The sequence below is a fragment of the Chryseobacterium sp. SN22 genome (assembly GCF_008329705.1).
Lineage (GTDB): Bacteria > Bacteroidota > Bacteroidia > Flavobacteriales > Weeksellaceae > Chryseobacterium.
The window spans coordinates 17,620-34,358 of record NZ_VTSX01000002.1; the positions used below are offsets into that span (position 1 = coordinate 17,620).

The following is a 16,739-nucleotide window of genomic DNA, read 5'->3' on the forward strand; positions in this document are numbered from 1 at the left end:
TAAAAGTGGAAATTTTACATTTTATATTTAGGTTTTATCCTGTTTTTCGATATGCAGCAAATACTTTAAAGAAAATCCGACACTCTCGGAAGCCCGGTCTGGGAACCTTTTTTACCGGAAACCCTGGCGGAAACCTCATTCCCGAATTTTACACAATCTTCAATAGGATTTTCATGACACAATGCTACCGCAAACCCTGCGGTAAATGCATCACCCATTCCCATTTTATAGACGGTTTTATCTTTATCATTTCTGCAGTACTTCATTTCCGTGCCGTCAAAATAAACGGTGGAATTAATATCATCTCTTACGAAAACTTTGTTAAAGTACTTTTTAAGGATTTCTTCCCTCTGTTCTTCTCCAAAAACGATGTGCAGCTCGTTGCTTTTTACAATGATAAAATCTACATTGTCAATCACCTCATTGCTTAATGGCTGGGCCGGAGAAGCATAAAGCCCTACTTTTTTACGGTATTTTTTGGCTTTCCGTGCAGCGTACTCGACCACTTTCATAGAAACTTCCAATTGGAGAAGAATAAGTTCTGCAGTATGGAAATATTTATCTGCCGCTTCCACATGCTCGATGCTTAAATAATTATTGGCAGCAGGAACCACCACAATTGCAGAGCTTCCGTCTGACGTAGTAACATAAGCCGTTCCCGTTGCTTCCTGGTCGGTTTCAAATACAAAGCCTACATTTACCCCTTCATTTACCATGTTTCTCATGATCTGCTGACCCAGAGGATCCATACCCACACAGCCTACAAAATATACGCTGGCTCCCAGCCTTGCGGCAGCAACTGCCTGGTTGGCCCCTTTTCCTCCAAAATAACTTTCGGAATTGTAGGCCATGACCGTCTCATTCTGGCAGGGAACTTTTTCTGTTTCTAAAACAAGATCGATCGAAGAGCTTCCTACAACGATGATTTTCGGCTGTTCTGAGGAAAAATTCATTGAGTTTTAATTAGCTTTTTATTATTTTGTGATTCGGACAAATTTATCATCTCGCGGCTGTGTTTCAAAGACAATTAACGTTAATTAACTAATTTCGATAAATTCAGTAACGATTTTTACCGGTGCGCCATTTCTATCATAAGCAATATAGCTTGCATAAAAGCCTTCACCATATCCGGTTTCAAAGGCAAAAATGGTTCCAGGATGCCGGTCTGACGGTTTTAAAAAAGCAAACTGGTCGATGGCTCCATTCTCATCAAAAAAATATTCATGAAAAAATTCTTCATAAATCCCCATAAAGTCTACACCTTTGCTACGGTACAGCCGCTGTTCCAGATCATTCAGGGCATTCTGCGTATCGGCATCCATAAAGCAGCCCATGCCGCTTTCCACAGGATACCCGAATATTTCCCCTTCTTGCAGATCTTTTATATGCTGCCCTTCCGTTACAGCCAGTTTCCAGTCTGCCACCTCCGCATTGCTGAAAATAATCTCGGTATAAGCCACGCAATTGCTTTCCCGTTCTTTATGCAGTAAAACAGAAAAATCCCCTTTCGGAAATTTTACGGTAAACGGATTCATATCGCTGGTGATTACAGGATCACAGGCCACAAGCTTTCCGCTGGACAGATAAATTTTCCCGACTTCGAAGCTTTCCAGCAAAGGATTTTCAACGAAGTTTTTAGAAAATAGTTTTTTTATGTTTTCTATATGTGTCATTTAATTTTAATTAATCTGCATGTCTCAAAGCAATAGCTTTCTGGATAACATAAATTTTAGGCAATATTATAAATCTTACAGGTATTACCAGCTGCTGTTTTCTGCAGAAATTTTAATCAGGCCTTCCTTGTAGGGTCTACTGATCTGCTTTATCCTGTTTTCCAATATTTCCCAGCTTTCTTCGGAATAGGAACGCAAAACAGCGTTTAATTCGGCTTTATTGCTGTTCACATATTCCACCGGAACCGGAAAAAAATCGTTCCAGTGAGGGGTACAGCTTGAAGTCCCTTCATACAGGGCAACGGTCCCGATTCTCTCGTTCAGCATACCTTTTCCTTTGTAAGGCACGATCTTTATCACCGGATAGCTTCCGGCAAATCCTTTTGACAGGTCGGTTGCAACGGCAATCAGTTTGGGATTTTCCGAAACCACAATTCCACCTTTGGAATCTCCGTAGGCAAAATGCTCTCTTTTTCTTCTCCAGTACAAATAATTGATTACAAAAAAGATGACCGAAGATAATCCTCCCCACAACAAGGAAACCTCACAAGCAATAACCAACGAAGCCAATAGAGGAATCAGCAGCAAAACGGATTTATGCATGTACCTCATCAACACGAAAGGCATTATCCGTACGCTTCCCGGATTGGAAGCTACGGTATCACTATCTAATGTAAAAATGCCTCTGTCGTCTTCCATTAATCTACTGCCGGTTTAAAAATTTACAGGCTTTTCAGTTTTTCTTCCAGAATCGCGATTTTATCCATCGCATCTTTCTGTTTTTTACGTTCTACCTCTACGATTTCCGGTCTGGCATTCGCTACAAACTTTTCGTTGGACAGCTTTTTATCTACGGAAATCAGAAACCCTTTCAGATATTTTACTTCTTCTTCGGTCTTTTTCTTTTCTTCTTCCAGGTCTAAGTTCTCACTTAACGGAATTGAAATTTCCGTAGCTCCTACCAGGAAGGTAAAGCTTGGCTTATCGGTCTTTGTTCCGAAGTGAATTTCTGAAACGTTGGCCAGTTTACGGATAACGGCTTCATTGGCAAACTCCGATGCATTCGTATAAATTTCAGCGGTTTCCCTCGGGGAAATCCCTTTAGTCTGACGGTAATTCCTTACCCCGGAAATGAATTCCGATGCCGTCTCGAAGTTTTTAATGATTGTCTCATCAAATGCTTCCGCTTTTTTCTGCTGGGCAATAATCAGGGCCTCCTCCATACTTCTCTCAGAAATCGTCTGCCACAGTTCCTCTGTTAAGAAAGGCATAAACGGATGAAGCAGTTTCATCAGTTCTTCAAAAAGCTCAACCGTTTTGTTGTAAACTTCTTTGGAAATCCCGTCACCGTAGTTCGGCTTGATAGCTTCAAGATACCAAGAACAGAAATCATCCCAGATCAGTTTATAGATCAGATGCAGCGCATCGGAAATCCTGAATTTATCAAACTGATCGTTGATCTCAACGATGGTTTTATTCAATTTGTTTTCAAACCATTCGATGGCCTGAGTTTCTGTAGAATTTGCCGGCTTATCTTCATGATTCCAGAGATTGATTAATCGGAATGCACTCCAGATTTTAGACATAAAGTTTCTTCCCTGCAACATCAGATCTTCATCAAAAAGAAGGTCATTTCCTGCTGCAGAACTTAATAAAATTCCTACACGAACGCCATCAGCTCCGTATTTATCCATCAGTTCCAGCGGATCCGGTGAATTTCCCAAAGATTTTGACATCTTTCTTCTCTGCTTATCTCTTACGATTCCCGTAAAATAAACATTTTTAAACGGAACTTCTTTCCGATATTCCAGGCCGGCCATGATCATCCGGGCTACCCAAAAGAAGATGATATCGGGACCGGTTACCAGGTCCGACGTCGGGTAATAATAATTGATGTCTTTATTCTCAGGATCAAGTAATCCGTCAAAAACCGACATCGGCCAAAGCCATGAGGAGAACCAGGTGTCCAGCGCATCTTCATCCTGTTTCAGGTTTCCTGCTGTCAGCTGATCATTACCGGTTTTTTGCTTTGCAAGTTCCAATGCTTCCTCAATGGTTTCAGCTACTACGAAATCGTTTTCGCCGTCACCATAGTAATAGGCAGGAATCTGCTGCCCCCACCACAACTGGCGGGAAATATTCCAGTCGCGGATGTTTTCCATCCAGTATTTATAGGTATTCTTAAATTTTTCAGGATAGAATTTTACCTCGTCATCCATTACAACATCCAGAGCAGGCTTCGCAATCTCAGACATTCTCAGGAACCACTGAACTGAAACTTTAGGTTCGATCACCGCACCTGTCCTTTCGGAAGTTCCTACTTTATTTACATAATCTTCCGCTTTCAGCAAAAGACCTTTTTCTTCCAGTTCTTTTGCGATCTGTTTTCTTACGTCAAACCTGTTTTTCCCGGCGTAATGCAATCCGTGATCATTCAGATTTCCATCGTCATCCAGAGCATCGATCATCGGAAGATTGTGCTTCTTTCCGATTTCATAATCGTTTACGTCGTGCGCCGGCGTGATCTTCAGAGCTCCTGTTCCGAATTCGATATCTACATATTCGTCTTCGATTACCGGAATTGTTCTGTTTACAATCGGTACGATTACTTTTTTCCCTTTCAGGCGGGCATATCGCTCATCATTCGGATTGATGCAGATGGCCGTATCGCCGAAAATGGTTTCCGGTCGGGTGGTTGCCACGGAAAGGAATTCTTCCGAACCTTCAACAGCATATTTAAGGAAATATAATTTTCCGTTCTGTTCTTTGAAGATTACCTCTTCATCCGAAATGTTGGTTTTGGCTTCCGGGTCCCAGTTTACCATCCGGTATCCGCGGTAAATCAGCCCTTTGTTATAGAGATCCACAAAAGATTTAATTACCTGCTGGGAAAGTTTCGGTTCCATCGTAAAACGGGTTCTCTCCCAATCACAGGAACAGCCCAGCTTTTTCAGCTGCTCCAGGATGGTTCCGCCATATTTATCGGTCCAGTCCCAGGCATGCTTCAGGAATTCTTCACGGGTGATATCAGACTTGCTGACCCCTTCCGATTTCAGTTTGGCAACTACTTTCGCTTCCGTAGCAATGGAAGCGTGATCTGTTCCCGGCACCCAGCAGGCATTAAAACCCTGCATTCTCGCACGTCGGACCAGAACATCCTGAATGGTATTGTTAAGCATGTGCCCCATGTGCAAAATCCCCGTTACGTTTGGCGGAGGAATTACAACAGTGTACGGCGGCTTATCATTCGGTTCTGAGTGGAAGTATTTGTTTTCCAACCAGTAATTGTACCACTTCTGTTCTGTTTCCTGTGGATTGTACTTTTCTGAAATCTGCATAAATTCTGTTTCTTTACTTTACAATTTGCAAAAATAGTCTAAAGAAAAAAAATTTTAAGTATGAATTAAAATAATTTTTAACTTTGTTCCCGAAATTTATCTAACAACATATTTAACATTCAAGAATATGAAAAAATTAATCGCAGGAATTGCATTATTCGGAACATTCGCTCTTGCATCTGCACAAACGATTACGTTTGACAAAACTACCTTCGACTACGGTACTGTAAAACCTAGTTCAGACGGTATCCGATTTTTCACCGTAACCAATACCGGTGATAAGCCTCTTATCCTTTCAAACGTAAAAGCATCTTGCGGATGTACAACGCCTGAATTCAGCCAGGATCCTATTATGCCGGGAAAATCTGCTAAAATTAAGGTAGGATACAATACGGCGATCAATGGTGGTTTCAACAAAATGATCGAGGTATTCTCCAATGACCCGGTGAACAGCAGAAGCGTAATCTATATCAAAGGAAATGTAGATCCGAATGCCCCTGAACCGAAGCCATTGACTCCGGAGGAGCTTAAAGCTAAGGAAAAGGCTGAGAAAGCTGAAGCAAAGGCTGCCGCTAAAGCGGCAAAAAAGTCAGCTAAAGCTGCTGCGAAATAATACATTTCTACTACAGATAAAAAAACCGTCTCCGAAAGAGGCGGTTTTTTTGTATATTTAGGTAAGAGAAACCGGATACCGGAGGATGGAAGCTGGAGAGATCATGAATTTAAAATAGCATTGACCTTGACCAGATCATTTGATATTTAAGGCTGCCTGTTGTGATATGGAGAGAAGAACTTCCGGCATCCAGCTTCCCTCTTCCAGCCTTTTGGCATGATTTCCAGTACACATTAATCTTTAAATAAAATATGAATACCAATTTTTCAGATGACTTTTTAATCAAAGGGAAATTTTCAATAAAAAAAACAGCAACGGCATATAAAGGGAAACTGACCAAAGAAGAAGGTGCCCAGTTGCTGATTCGGGAAAAGGAAAAGCTTCGTGAACTGCAGGAACGGTTATATTCGGATGGAAGTCAATCGCTTCTCGTCGTGCTTCAGGCAATGGATGCAGCAGGGAAAGACAGCATGATCGAACATGTATTCGGTGGGGTGAATCCGCAAGGCTGCAACGTGACAAGTTTTAAGACCCCTAGCTCCAGAGAATACTCCCATGATTTTTTATGGAGACATTATCTTGCGCTTCCCCCAAAAGGAATGATTGGGATTTTTAACCGTTCGCATTATGAAAGCGTACTTGTCTGCAAAGTGCATCCCGAATATAATTTAAACGAAAAAACCTGGAAATCCGTGGAAGATTTTGATGGTAAATTCTGGGAAAACCGGTATGAAAGCATCAGGAATTTTGAGAAGCACCTGGCACAAAACGGAACGACCATCATAAAAATCTTCCTTCATGTATCCAAAGACGAACAGAAAAAGCGACTTCTGGACCGTATAAATGAGCCTGATAAAAACTGGAAATTTTCTTCTGCGGACCTTCCGGAGCGTGCTCTTTTCGATCAATATATGGAATGCTATGAGACCGCGATCAATGAAACTGCCAAAGACAATGCACCATGGTATGTACTTCCTGCAGATAATAAATGGTTTGCCCGGATTGCAGCGATCCAGATTATTATTGATACCCTGGAAAAGATGAATCTGAAATATCCTGAGCTCTCGGAAGAAGAAAAACAAGGCCTGGAAGAATCAAAAAGAATTCTGGAAAGCGAGTAACCGCTTATCATTTTAAGGAATAAAACAACATTTAAATAATTGCATTTCATAAAATACACCATTTGGTGAAAAAAATTAATTATGTATTGAATAATTGATTATATTTATGAGAAATTAAATTTAACCAACCAATCATTGAATTTTAATTATGAAAAAGCAATTATTACTATCCGTTTTTATTGTTTTAGGTTTCTCTTCCTGTTCTAATGAGAATACGCTCATCAACACGGCCGAAAGTATGAAAACGCCGGAAATGCAGGCTTATGACAGAGCTTTCAGAAGCCTGGGAGAGCCGCAGAACCGTCCTAACGAAGAAGAAAGAAAAAGTAAAACCGCTGAATTGAGTGACCGCAGAAAAGCCTTGCTCCTGCCTGCCTGTAAAGATCTGGTCCTTTCAACAGGTATTTCGGAAGCACAGCTGATAAAACAGACCAATGGGGATATGAGTGCCATTATTGTCTGGGCTACCAAAATTTACCAACAGAAAAACAGCGAAATCGCAGGTAAATTAAAGTCTCAGCATTAAACCTGTTTTAAAGCATGAAATAGTTAACTAAAGCTGCTTATGCTTATTTAATCTTTAACCTTTACTCGATTTAAAACAATTTTTATGAAAAAAACAATATCGGCTCTGCTGTTATCCTTAGGAGCTTTCTGCTATTCACAAAGCTCAGTGTTTGTTATGAACAATTTCAATACGCATTTTGATGCCGTAGGGCGGTTTTTCACCTCAAGACCGGTTGCCGGCAATCCTCTTGTTATGTTTGCCGCACCCAATGCCGGCTACGGAACCTTTACGATGCCTTCCGGTATTTATCACAAGTATGGAAGTTTTGACACGTCCAGCGGCTTGGGCAATATTATGGATATCGATACCTGGTATGTGAGTGATTATACCAATCCCGCAAATTCAGGAACCTATAGTTATAATGATCCTTTTATTACTTCTGTTATGGTACCCAATAATCAATGGGCTGGCTTTATTTTCCAGCTTCAGGATATTTCCTCGGGAAATATGTACGATTATTTCGAAGTTGGGGATCCTGCTGTAGCGGGTACTGCAAATATTACGGTAAATCCGTCACAAACGGGTTCCACTTCCGGAGTATTTGCAGAATGGTTTACCATTACATCGGGACCGCAACCTGTAACTTACTTTAATATTTACTGATAAAAAAAGCGGAGACTGTTCTCCGCTTTTTTTACCTGAAATTTCAGATAAATCACGAGAAAATCTATAAGCCGGATTTTGTACTTCTAAAGAAGTGCCTGTTATTTATCTGCGTGGTACATTGCTGCACCACTTGAGCTGATTACCCCTCGGCTTTCAGAGCGAGCCGCCCCTATTTTCATTGCTGAAAAGAACCGATATACTTATCATTGCACCACAAAGAGTTTACCTGGTTTCACTACAGCCGAACTGTACATTCTTTCTGTTGCACTGGTCCTACCCTCGCGGGTGACGGATGTTATCCGCTTTGCTGCTCTACGGTGTCCGGACTTTCCTACCCTTACCGAAATAAGAATCAACAGGCCGATTTTCTCGTGGCTGCAAAGATACAAATTAGTTATGAGTTGAAAGTTATAAGTTATGGATCCTGTAAATTTTCACTAAATCTTACCATTCATAATTTATAATTCATAACCTTCAACAATTCCTACATTATTATTATCTTCGTGAAACCATTTATAACATCTGCATTGGCTTCAAAGGAAAAAGAATTTGCACAGCTTATCAAGGATAATCAGGGCCTGATTATCAAGGTTTCGCGGCTCTATACCAATTCCTTGGAGGATGAAGAAGATCTTTTCCAGGAAATTGTTTTACAGCTGTGGCGAAGCTACGATTCTTTTAAAGGAAATTCAAAGATTTCTACATGGATGTACCGGGTGGCCCTGAACACAGCCATTACCCTTTTCAGAAAAAAAAGCAAAAGCCTGCCTACCAATGAACTGGACATCAATCACGCTGATTTTATCGAAGATGATGATGAAAAGCAGCAGCAGGTATCACTTTTGTATACTGTGATCAAGACCTTGCCTAACGTAGAGCGGGCAATCGTGATGATGTACCTTGATGATCTGCCTTACAAGGATATTGCAGAAAACCTCGGGATCACCGAAGTGAATGCGCGTGTGAAAATGAACAGATTAAAGAAAACCCTTAAAGAACAGATGGAGAAATATGCCTGAATTCGATCTAGACAGTTTTAAGAAAACGTGGCAGGAGCAACCTGTTCAGCAGAAATACGGCAGCAATGAAATTCTTCAGATGCTCAACAGAAAGTCACGGAATTATGTGAAATATATTTTCTGGATCAGTGCAGCGGAATTCCTGTTCTTTACCCTGATCGGGCTGTTTTACATTATACAGGGAAAAGAAGCGAATTCGTTTCTTAATATTCTTGACAGGCTTGGGGTACAGAAAACCCCTGAACTGGAACTTACATTCGATAATATCTATCTTGTTCTGAAAATATTAAGCCTTCTGGTGACGGCTTATTTTGTCTACCGGTTTTACCTGAATTACAGAGGCATTAAGGTGGAAGAAAACCTGAAAAAATTCATTCTTAAAATTATACAGTTTAAAAGAACGGTTAATGCCTTTATTTTAATCAATATTGCCTTATTGGTTACGTTTACTTCTATTTTTACGGTATTCATCGTTTACATCCTGAACACCCAGAATATAGAGATCACCAATTCCACGCTGGCTGGTTTTATTGCCGGAACAGTGATCAGCACAGTCTTTACAGTACTGATGGTATGGCTTTACTACAGAGTTGTATACGGGATTATCATAAAAAAGCTCGACCGTAACCTAACCCAGCTCAGAGAGATCGATTCGCAGGAAATTTAGAAGGTAAAGCAGGAATATAAGATTTTATTGCTAATTTTATTTCACCAAATCTTTCATTCTATGCAATTATCTTATGTTCACGGGGCTTCCGATATTCCTTTATTAGGTGAAACCATCGGAAATAATTTTAAACGCACCGTTGAAAAATTCCCGGATCACGAAGCATTGGTCTGTGTACATCAGGATTACCGCGCTACGTATCAGGAATTCTATAATCAGACGACGGCAGTAGCCAAAGCTTTAATTTTTCTCGGAGCCAAAGCCGGCGACCGTATCGGAATCTGGTCAGCCAACCGGTATGAATGGGTCCTGCTGCAATACGCCACCGCCAGAATCGGGGTTATTTTAGTCAATATCAATCCGGCTTACAGAACCAGTGAACTGATTTTTGTGATTAACCAATCGGAGATCTCCCATCTGTTTTCTTCGCTGACCTTTAAATCCAGCGATTATAAAAAAATGATCGCGGATGCCCGCGAATTCTGCACTACCCTGAAATCAGAAATTTTCTTTGATGACAACTGGGAAGACTTCCTGAATACCGGACAGGAAATTTCCGACGATACCCTGCATAGTTTTGAAGAATATGTACAATTTGACGATCCGGTAAATATTCAGTACACCTCCGGAACGACAGGTTTTCCGAAAGGCGTGACGCTTTCCCACCATAACATTTTAAACAACGGGTATTTTATAGGTATCCGTCTCAAATACAGCGAAAAAGACAGGGTTTGCATTCCGGTTCCGTTTTACCATTGCTTCGGCATGGTGATCGGCAATATCTGCTGTACGACTCACGGCGCCTGTATGATAATCCCTAATGACAGCTTTGATCCTGAAATCACACTACAAGCTGTTTCAGATGAAAAATGCACGTCTTTATATGGGGTTCCTACAATGTTTATTGCCGAACTGGCAGTGAAAAATTTCGATACTTTCGATTTTTCAAATTTAAGGACCGGTGTGATGGCCGGCTCCGTCTGCCCGCCGGAAATTATGAAAAAGGTAGAAAGCCTGATGAATATTAAAGAAATGAGCATCTGCTACGGAATGACGGAAACGTCACCGGTATCTACCCAGACACTGATCGGAACACCTTTTGAAAAACAGGTAAACACTGTAGGAACAGTTCAGAATCATCTGGAAATAAAGATCATTGATAAGGATGGAAAGATCGTAAAGCGTGGAGAAGACGGGGAGCTCTGCACACGGGGATATTCAGTTATGCTGAAATACTGGAAAGATCCTGAGAATACCGGGAAAGTCATCGACGACGGGCGATGGATGCATACCGGAGACCTGGCGGTAATGGATGAGGAAGGATATATTACCATTTCCGGAAGAATAAAAGACCTCATCATACGTGGCGGAGAGAATATTTTACCGAAAGAAATTGAGGATTTCCTGTATGCCTATCCGAATATTTTAGATGTCCAGATCATCGGTGTGCCGAGTGAAAAATTCGGAGAAGACGTCATGGCCTGGGTAAAAGTGAGAAAAGGCTTTGAAGTAACTGAAGAAGAACTTTTACAATACTGCAACGGAAAAATTGCCCATTACAAAATTCCGAAATACTGGAAATTTGTGGATGAATTCCCGATGACCATCTCCGGAAAAATCCGGAAAGTGGAAATGCGGGAAGTTTCGATAAAAGAACTGGGGCTGGAAAACATAAAAGCTTAATATAGCGTTTATCAAAAGACAAAAAAGCATTTCAGATTGAAATGCTTTTTTGTTATACTTAAAGTTCTTTTCTTAATCTGGCAACCGGAATGTTCAGCTGCTCGCGGTACTTGGCAATGGTTCTTCGGGCAATGTTGTAGCCCTGCTCTTTTAAGATGACCACCAAAGCATCATCGGTAAGCGGTTTTCTTTTATTTTCCTTGCTGATGACTTCCTGAAGATGGGTCTTGATTTCTTTTGTGGAAACCTCCTCACCGTCATCATTCGTCAGACTGTCCGAGAACAGGTCTTTCAGATAAATGATTCCATTCGGTGTATCGGCGTACTTGCTTTTAACTACCCTTGAAATCGTTGAAATATCGAAACCGGTAATATCGGCTACATCTTTTAAGATCATCGGCCTCAATGATTTTTCGTCACCGGTAAGGAAATAATCTTTCTGGAATTTTACAATCGCAGTGATGGTCTGCAATAAAGTATTCTGACGTTGGTTAATCGCATCGATGTACCACTTGGCAGCATCCAGCTTTTGCTTGATGAATAAAGCCGCCTGTTTGTGCTCTGAAGAATTTTTATCATGTGAATACGTTGATAAAATATCTTTATATTCCTCCGACACTCTTAAGGTCGGAGCATTTTTGCTGTTCAGCATCGGGATTACCTGTCCGTCTTTTACCTGAATCACAAAATCCGGGATAATCTCCTGATTGATGGTAATGGTCTGGGTATCGAAGTTTCCGCCGACTTTCGGTGATAATTTTGAAATTTCATCCAAAGCATCACGCAGGTCTTCTTCCTCAATGTCGTATTTCTGAATGATTTTATTATAATGCTTATTGGTTAAAGCATCAAACTGATGCCTCAGAATATTGGCAGCCAGGGAAACAGCTTTATCGGAACTCACTTTTTTCTCGATCTGCAGCAAAAGACATTCCTGAAGTCCTCTTGCTCCCACGCCCGGCGGATCCAGTTTCTGCACATAATTTTCAAGAATATCCTCTACATTTTCCTTGGTCGTATAAATTCCCTGTGAAAACGCCAGGTCGTCAACAAGCGATTTGATTTCTCTTCTTAAATAACCATCAGTATCAAGATTCCCGATAATATATTCTGCAATTTTTTCGTCCTCTTCGCTGATGTTTACCAGGTGGATCTGCTCCAGCAGATAATCATACAACGACTGTCCTTCCGTTAAAAGGCTTTCGTTATCGAATTCCTCATCGTCTGAAGAATAATTGCTGGACGCGGTTTTATAGCTTGGTTCGTCGTCATAGAGATACTGGTCTACATCGAAATCCGTTTCAATACTTTCAGTTCCTTCGGTCTCATATGAATCTTCAAGAGTAGCATATTCATCTTCCTTAGAATCTTCTTTTGCAATTTCCAATGCCGGGTTTTCTTCTAATTCTCTCTCAAGTTCCTCCTCAAATTCCAAAGTGTGAAGCTGGATCAGCTTCATCAGCTGGATTTGCTGGGGTGCCAGCTTTTGCCCTAATTTAAGTTGTAAGTGTTGTTTTAGCATATTACTGGATGGTGTTTTAACATAACATATTCTACGAATTTAATAAAATATTTTGACAAAAATAAGTTTTAGCACGATTTTTGTATTCAATGCCACATAATAAGCTATTTAAAATAAACAGAAAAAGCCCTGAAGCATGATGGTCAGGGCTTTTTTGCATTTATATCTAAAATTACGACAGGAATAAAAAAATGGGGGAAATCGGGGGAAAAAGTAAAGTCTGATCTTTAAAAATCCAGATTTTTAGGATTTCGCCGATTGTCCTATAAAGCGGGAATTTCTACTGCATCTTTAGTGAGCCCGTAATAAATTGAAAAATTTTATCAATTAAGATAAATCATACGCTTTCTCAGAAATAAAACTCATGTCCGGATTTTCAGAGATCAGCTTCCGCTCCTTTCTTAATTTTTCGAATATTTTTCCGAAGGATCATGAACATTCCAATACATTAAAGTATCGGCAAAAGAATTCAGCACTTTTCTGGTCCATTTTATTTGAAACATTTATCCAGCCTTTCTTTAACTTCATCCTCAGTAAAAATCTCCGCGGTATGCCTGCCCAATACCTTCCAGCATTTTTTCTGTTCCATTCCGTAAGACTTGCCTCTTTATTGATATCAAACTGATGTTTAATTCTTTCAGAAGGGCTTCGGAAGATTGAGCAGGTTTTCATTTTTTCGTATGGAACGTAATGGTGCTCATTTGTCAATTTTTAGTAAAGTTAATAAAAAATCCTTCCGGTTTTCCAGAAGGATTTGATATGGTTTAAGCTTGCTTTTTAGAATTCGGCACTCTTCGGTGTTCTCGGGAAAGGAATTACATCCCGGATATTCGTCATTCCCGTTACAAAAAGCACTAGTCTTTCCAGTCCTAATCCAAAACCGGCATGTGGCACGGAACCGAATTTACGGGTATCCAAATACCACCAAAGCTCATGTTCGTCAACGTGCATTTCGGCCATTTTCTGCTTCAACACATCCAACCTGGCTTCCCGCTCGGAGCCTCCGATGATCTCGCCGATCCCAGGGAAAAGCACATCCATCGCCGCAACGGTCTTGTTGTCGTCATTCAGCTTCATGTAGAATGCCTTGATCTCTTTCGGATAGTCGAAAAGCACTACCGGGCTTTCAAAATGTTTCTCTACCAGGTATCTTTCGTGCTCAGACTGAAGATCGGCTCCCCAATTCTCAACCGGGTACTGGAATTTTCCTTTTTTATTTTCTTTTGAGTTTAATAAGATTTCGATTGCCTCGGTATAAGAAACCCTCTTGAATCTTTTAGCCACTACATTTTCAAGCTTTTCGATCAATCCTTCTTTCGCTCTTTCCTTTTCAGGCTTGGACTTCTGCTCTTCCGCAAAGCGCTTGTCTAAGAAATCAAGATCGTCTTTGCAGTTATCCAGCACATACTGGATCACGTATTTCAGGAAATCTTCTGCCAGGTCGATGTTGTCTTCCAGGTTATTGAAAGCCACTTCCGGCTCGATCATCCAGAATTCAGCAAGGTGTCTTGTTGTATTGGAGTTCTCCGCACGGAACGTCGGTCCGAAGGTATAGATTCTACCCAATCCCATGGCTGCCGTTTCGCCTTCCAGCTGTCCGGAAACGGTAAGGTTTGTTTTTCTTCCGAAGAAATCCTGGGAAAAATCGATATCGCCCTGCTCATCTCTCGGGATGGCGTTCAGATCAAAGTTCGTTACCCCGAACATTTCACCCGCACCTTCGGCATCAGCCCCGGTAATAACCGGTGTATTGATGTAAAAAAACTGGTTCTGATTGAAGAACGAATGTACGGCAAAGCTCACCGCATGACGCACTCTGAAAACCGCTCCGAATAAATTCGTCCTGAACCTCAGGTGGGCCTGGTCCCTTAGTGTTTCCAGTGAATGTTTTTTTGGCTGAAGAATGGTTTTGTCTCTTTCTTCCGTAAAGTTATCCCCTAAAATGGTAATTTTCTTTGCGACGATTTCAACGGCCTGTCCTGCTCCCTGGCTTTCCACCACTTCACCTACAATCTTTAGAGAAGCTGCCGTACTGATTTTATTAATAATCTCTTCGTCAAAATTTTCGAAATCAACAACAATCTGCAAATTATTAATCGTAGAACCATCATTAAGCGCAATGAAGCGATTCGCACGGAAGGTTCTTACCCAGCCGTAAACCGTGATGTCATGATGTAATACTTTCTTGTAATCCTGTAGGATTTCCTTAATGGTCTGCTTTTTCATTTGTTGATTAAAATTTTTGTGTAAAAATTAACGTTCGCAAAGGTACAAAAAACGTTTTAAGACTTAAATACTTCTGATGGTTTAATTTTCTTGTGTGAAAAATTTATTACAGGAACGGGATATTCCATATAATTAAAATACCATACGTTCCATAAAGCTGGTCATACTTTTGTTATTGAATAATGACAGACTTTACCTTATTACTTATGGTAGAATTCGCCAATTCCGCCAGTATGCTTGGGTATATTTTGATTGATGATGAAAAAACCTGCTGCGAAACGCAGAATTATTTTGAGCATCAGATTAAAAACTCAAAATCGATGAATACTTCCGGAAACCGGGACCGGAAAATATTTTTCAATAAAATGTATGAACAGATTGAAAATCTGGGAGAGAAATTAAGATAAGCCTATGGCTTTTAAGGCCAAAAGTTATTCGTCTTTCTTGGAAGGTACCAGAAAAACATCGATGAGCCCTTCAGGAAGCTGCATTTTGATGAAGCGTTCGTCACGGTCCACTTCAAGGATCCAGTCTTTGATCATCGGGATGACGACTTCTTTTCCTTCAAGATTCGTAACGAAATATACCTGCGCCGTCTGATCGTTTACGGACCGGATCACGCCACAGTCGTTGTCGTTTTCATCGAAAATGGTAAATCCGATGATTTCGTGATAATAAAACTGCTTGCCGGATAATTTCGGCAATGTGGATAACGGCAGATAAACGTCTTTTCCTAAAGACTGGTCTACGAGCGCTTCCGTGGAATTTTTGAAAGCAATATTCAGGGCATCCAGCTTGCTCCATGAGGATTTGGCAATAAAAAAAGGAACCAATAGTCCGTTGATTTCAACGAATATTGATTCCAGTTTATTGTAAAGCTCGGGTTGGTCGGTATCCAGTTTAAGGATAACGTTTCCCGCAAGTCCGTGTCTGCGTGTGATTTTTCCTAACAAATAGCAATCTTCTTTACGCATACCGGATTTTTCTTAAGCTTCAGTGTTTTCTTCTGTAGATTCAGCAGCAGCTTCTCCTTCCGCAGTTTCTTCAGCAGGTGCGTTTGCAGCTTCTTCAGCAGCTTTAGCATCGGCTTCAGCTTGTGCAGCAGCAGCAACTCTTGCTTCGTTTACTTTAGTTTCAGCATCCAAAGCCGCTTTCTTAGCATCAGATTTAGCCGTTGCCAAACCTTCTACTTTACCTTGTACTTTAGCATCTTTAGCTTCTACCCACGCAGCAAATCTTTTTTCAGCTTCAGCTTCGTCAAAAGCTCCTTTAGCTACCCCACCTTGTAAGTGTTTTTTGTAAAGGGCCCCTTTGTAAGAAAGAATAGCTCTTGCAGTATCAGTTGGCTGAGCACCGTTGTTTAACCACTTTACAGCAGAATCAACGTTCAAATCGATAGTTGCAGGGTTTGTAATTGGGTTGTATGTTCCTAATTTCTCGATGAATTTACCATCTCTTCTAGCTCTGGAATCGGCAACCACGATGTGGAAAAAAGGTCTTCCTTTAGATCCGTGTCTTTGTAATCTGATTTTTACTGACATAATGTTTGAATTTTACGGGAACTCGTCCCAGTTAAATATTTAAGAGTGCAAAGATAATAAAAAAGTTCAAAGTAAAAACACCCAGGTAAAAAGTTTTACACATTAGGCTATTTCTTTAATGAGCCGGGAACCTGCTCTCACTACTCGCTTTTTTCTTCTGCA

The 16,739-nt window shown here is 40.7% G+C and carries 16 protein-coding genes and 1 other RNA gene; 8 read left to right on the plus strand and 9 right to left on the minus strand.

All coding sequences use genetic code 11. From position 1 onward, the window contains the following. Positions 1 to 65 precede the first annotated feature (65 nt). The 4 genes from FY557_RS01165 to FY557_RS01180 form a co-directional block, all read right to left on the minus strand. A complete protein-coding gene (locus FY557_RS01165; protein ID WP_149245468.1) occupies positions 66 to 953 on the minus strand; it encodes a ribokinase in 888 nt (295 codons plus the stop codon). Positions 954 to 1,037: 84 nt separating this feature from the next. After that, the gene (locus FY557_RS01170) at positions 1,038 to 1,673 is read right to left on the minus strand and encodes a DUF4241 domain-containing protein (protein WP_149245469.1); all 636 of its coding nucleotides are present in this window, start codon (positions 1,671 to 1,673) and stop codon (positions 1,038 to 1,040) included. 84 nt (positions 1,674 to 1,757) lie between these two features. Then, on the minus strand, positions 1,758 to 2,372 hold the full coding sequence (locus tag FY557_RS01175; RefSeq protein ID WP_149245470.1) for a DUF3239 domain-containing protein: 615 nt from the start codon (positions 2,370 to 2,372) through the stop codon (positions 1,758 to 1,760). A gap of 23 nt (positions 2,373 to 2,395) precedes the next feature. Beyond that, positions 2,396 to 5,011, minus strand: a complete 2,616-nt coding sequence (locus FY557_RS01180; protein WP_149245471.1) for a valine--tRNA ligase — start codon at positions 5,009 to 5,011, stop codon at positions 2,396 to 2,398. A 127-nt stretch (positions 5,012 to 5,138) separates the two neighbouring features. On the opposite strand from FY557_RS01180, the gene FY557_RS01185 reads away from it, so the two are divergent. The 4 genes from FY557_RS01185 to FY557_RS01200 all read left to right on the plus strand — a co-directional run bounded on the left by FY557_RS01185 (position 5,139) and on the right by FY557_RS01200 (position 7,916). Continuing rightward, a complete protein-coding gene (locus FY557_RS01185; RefSeq protein WP_149245472.1) occupies positions 5,139 to 5,624 on the plus strand; it encodes a DUF1573 domain-containing protein in 486 nt (161 codons plus the stop codon). A 251-nt stretch (positions 5,625 to 5,875) separates the two neighbouring features. Beyond that, positions 5,876 to 6,745 (plus strand): PPK2 family polyphosphate kinase, encoded by an 870-nt coding sequence (locus FY557_RS01190; protein WP_149245473.1) that lies wholly within the window; start codon positions 5,876 to 5,878, stop codon positions 6,743 to 6,745. A 148-nt stretch (positions 6,746 to 6,893) separates the two neighbouring features. Beyond that, complete coding sequence (locus FY557_RS01195) at positions 6,894 to 7,271, plus strand: hypothetical protein (RefSeq protein ID WP_149245474.1); 378 nt, start codon at positions 6,894 to 6,896, stop codon at positions 7,269 to 7,271. An 84-nt stretch (positions 7,272 to 7,355) separates the two neighbouring features. After that, positions 7,356 to 7,916, plus strand: a complete 561-nt coding sequence (locus FY557_RS01200) for a hypothetical protein (protein ID WP_149245475.1) — start codon at positions 7,356 to 7,358, stop codon at positions 7,914 to 7,916. A 51-nt stretch (positions 7,917 to 7,967) separates the two neighbouring features. On the opposite strand, the gene rnpB is transcribed toward FY557_RS01200, so the two are convergent. Further along, positions 7,968 to 8,291, minus strand: an RNA gene (gene rnpB, locus FY557_RS01205) — RNase P RNA component class A. A 155-nt stretch (positions 8,292 to 8,446) separates the two neighbouring features. Here rnpB and FY557_RS01210 point away from each other — a divergent pair. Genes FY557_RS01210 through FY557_RS01220 form a run of 3 tightly spaced genes read left to right on the plus strand, consistent with a single transcriptional unit; the run spans position 8,447 to position 11,288 of the window. Then, on the plus strand, positions 8,447 to 8,938 hold the full coding sequence (locus tag FY557_RS01210; RefSeq protein WP_072954385.1) for an RNA polymerase sigma factor: 492 nt from the start codon (positions 8,447 to 8,449) through the stop codon (positions 8,936 to 8,938). Next, positions 8,931 to 9,605: a beta-carotene 15,15'-monooxygenase gene (locus FY557_RS01215; RefSeq protein ID WP_149245476.1), complete on the plus strand. Its 675-nt coding sequence runs from the start codon at positions 8,931 to 8,933 to the stop codon at positions 9,603 to 9,605. Before FY557_RS01210 ends, FY557_RS01215 begins: the two co-directional genes overlap by 8 nt. Positions 9,606 to 9,665: 60 nt before the next feature. After that, positions 9,666 to 11,288, plus strand: coding sequence for an AMP-binding protein (locus FY557_RS01220; protein ID WP_149245477.1), 1,623 nt, complete (start codon positions 9,666 to 9,668; stop codon positions 11,286 to 11,288). Between the two features lie 58 nt (positions 11,289 to 11,346). On the opposite strand, the gene rpoN is transcribed toward FY557_RS01220, so the two are convergent. Together rpoN and asnS are read right to left on the minus strand one after the other, a co-directional pair. Then, a complete protein-coding gene (gene rpoN, locus FY557_RS01225) occupies positions 11,347 to 12,810 on the minus strand; it encodes an RNA polymerase factor sigma-54 (protein WP_149245478.1) in 1,464 nt (487 codons plus the stop codon). A 777-nt stretch (positions 12,811 to 13,587) separates the two neighbouring features. After that, a complete protein-coding gene (gene asnS, locus FY557_RS01230) occupies positions 13,588 to 15,036 on the minus strand; it encodes an asparagine--tRNA ligase (protein ID WP_149245479.1) in 1,449 nt (482 codons plus the stop codon). 182 nt (positions 15,037 to 15,218) lie between these two features. On the opposite strand from asnS, the gene FY557_RS01235 reads away from it, so the two are divergent. Then, complete coding sequence (locus tag FY557_RS01235) at positions 15,219 to 15,443, plus strand: hypothetical protein (RefSeq protein ID WP_185151623.1); 225 nt, start codon at positions 15,219 to 15,221, stop codon at positions 15,441 to 15,443. Positions 15,444 to 15,467: 24 nt separating this feature from the next. On the opposite strand, the gene rimM is transcribed toward FY557_RS01235, so the two are convergent. Both rimM and FY557_RS01245 read right to left on the minus strand, forming a co-directional pair. Then, positions 15,468 to 16,010 (minus strand): ribosome maturation factor RimM, encoded by a 543-nt coding sequence (gene rimM, locus FY557_RS01240; protein WP_149245480.1) that lies wholly within the window; start codon positions 16,008 to 16,010, stop codon positions 15,468 to 15,470. A 12-nt stretch (positions 16,011 to 16,022) separates the two neighbouring features. After that, positions 16,023 to 16,577, minus strand: coding sequence for a 30S ribosomal protein S16 (locus tag FY557_RS01245; protein ID WP_149245481.1), 555 nt, complete (start codon positions 16,575 to 16,577; stop codon positions 16,023 to 16,025). Between the last annotated feature and the right edge of the window lie 162 nt (positions 16,578 to 16,739).

What these genes read in the sequence shown, in the direction of transcription:
- FY557_RS01165 (WP_149245468.1), bottom strand. Translation starts at nt 953, where the DNA reads ATGAATTTTTCCTCAGAACAGCCGAAAATCATCGTTGTAGGAAGCTCT.
- FY557_RS01170 (WP_149245469.1), bottom strand. Translation starts at nt 1,673, where the DNA reads ATGACACATATAGAAAACATAAAAAAACTATTTTCTAAAAACTTCGTT.
- FY557_RS01175 (WP_149245470.1), bottom strand. Translation starts at nt 2,372, where the DNA reads ATGGAAGACGACAGAGGCATTTTTACATTAGATAGTGATACCGTAGCT.
- FY557_RS01180 (WP_149245471.1), bottom strand. Translation starts at nt 5,011, where the DNA reads ATGCAGATTTCAGAAAAGTACAATCCACAGGAAACAGAACAGAAGTGG.
- FY557_RS01185 (WP_149245472.1), top strand. Translation starts at nt 5,139, where the DNA reads ATGAAAAAATTAATCGCAGGAATTGCATTATTCGGAACATTCGCTCTT.
- FY557_RS01190 (WP_149245473.1), top strand. Translation starts at nt 5,876, where the DNA reads ATGAATACCAATTTTTCAGATGACTTTTTAATCAAAGGGAAATTTTCA.
- FY557_RS01195 (WP_149245474.1), top strand. Translation starts at nt 6,894, where the DNA reads ATGAAAAAGCAATTATTACTATCCGTTTTTATTGTTTTAGGTTTCTCT.
- FY557_RS01200 (WP_149245475.1), top strand. Translation starts at nt 7,356, where the DNA reads ATGAAAAAAACAATATCGGCTCTGCTGTTATCCTTAGGAGCTTTCTGC.
- FY557_RS01215 (WP_149245476.1), top strand. Translation starts at nt 8,931, where the DNA reads ATGCCTGAATTCGATCTAGACAGTTTTAAGAAAACGTGGCAGGAGCAA.
- FY557_RS01220 (WP_149245477.1), top strand. Translation starts at nt 9,666, where the DNA reads ATGCAATTATCTTATGTTCACGGGGCTTCCGATATTCCTTTATTAGGT.
- rpoN (WP_149245478.1), bottom strand. Translation starts at nt 12,810, where the DNA reads ATGCTAAAACAACACTTACAACTTAAATTAGGGCAAAAGCTGGCACCC.
- asnS (WP_149245479.1), bottom strand. Translation starts at nt 15,036, where the DNA reads ATGAAAAAGCAGACCATTAAGGAAATCCTACAGGATTACAAGAAAGTA.
- FY557_RS01235 (WP_185151623.1), top strand. Translation starts at nt 15,219, where the DNA reads ATGACAGACTTTACCTTATTACTTATGGTAGAATTCGCCAATTCCGCC.
- rimM (WP_149245480.1), bottom strand. Translation starts at nt 16,010, where the DNA reads ATGCGTAAAGAAGATTGCTATTTGTTAGGAAAAATCACACGCAGACAC.
- FY557_RS01245 (WP_149245481.1), bottom strand. Translation starts at nt 16,577, where the DNA reads ATGTCAGTAAAAATCAGATTACAAAGACACGGATCTAAAGGAAGACCT.